Below are 593 nucleotides of genomic sequence, written 5' to 3'. Positions count from 1 at the left end.
CTGCGTGTCCAGCGCGTTCGACAGGTTGATCACCATGGCGGTCAGGGAGAGCCAGGTCTGCCTCTCCTCGGCGTTCAGCCAGCGGGGTTCATGTGTGTCCATGACCTCATCCTAGCTTGACCCTTCAAGTCAAATTCACCCCCACTTCACTTGACGCTTCAAGCTTGTCGGGGCTAACTTCGACTTGAACATTCAAGTCAATGGATGAGGAATCCCCTGATGAACACCGCTCTGTGGATCACTGCCAGCGTCCTGGCGCTGCTGTTCCTGATGGCCGGACTGATGAAGATCAGCCAGCCGAGGGAAAAGCTCGCCGCCTCGGGCATGGCCTGGGCCGAGGACTTCTCCCCGGGGTTGGTCAAGGCGACCGGCGCCGTCGAGGCGCTCGGTGCCCTGGGGCTGATCCTCCCGGCCGCGCTTGGCATCGCGCCGGCCCTGGCGGCCTGGGCCGCCCTCGGACTCGCGGCGACCATGCTGGGCGCCACCGTGGTGCACCTGCGCCGGAAGGAGGCGAAGGCGCTCCCGGTCAGTCTGGTGCTCTTCCTCCTGGCCGCCGTTGTGGCCTGGGGCCGCTTCGGCCCCTACGCGTTCTA

General features: G+C 65.3%; 1 protein-coding gene. It reads left to right on the top strand.

What is annotated here, in order from left to right:
- Positions 1-219 precede the first annotated feature (219 nt).
- The coding region (locus AC3EUV_RS38395) for a DoxX family protein (protein WP_435604902.1) at positions 220-593 on the top strand (374 nt) is incomplete at its 3' end.

Source organism: Streptomyces sp. bgisy130 (genome assembly GCF_057708345.1).
This window is presented reverse-complemented; position numbering and strand designations above follow the sequence as displayed.